General features: G+C 60.3%; 1 pseudogene. It reads left to right on the plus strand.

The window, feature by feature from the left end:
• Positions 1–148: pseudogene (locus ACFPOU_RS09640) on the plus strand (IS3 family transposase); the annotation flags it as partial.
• Positions 149–219 lie beyond the last annotated feature (71 nt).

Raw genomic sequence — 219 nt, forward strand, 5'->3', positions numbered from 1 at the left:
ACGGCGTGCCCGAGGCGGAGCGCAAGGCTGTCGACGCCCAGTCTGACGAGATGCGGCGCCTGAAGGCCGAGCTTAAACGCGTCACGGAGGAGCGTGACATATTGAAAAAGGCCGCGGTGTACTTTGCCAAGACGTCCGGGTAAGGTACACCTTAGGGCACCTCGAATAACCCTTGATTTCTTCGCCATCAGCGGGCCGAGCGTTTGAGTGTGGCCGGAA

Origin of the sequence: Massilia jejuensis (assembly GCF_042656795.1) — a bacterium.
GTDB lineage: Bacteria > Pseudomonadota > Gammaproteobacteria > Burkholderiales > Burkholderiaceae_D > Telluria > Telluria jejuensis.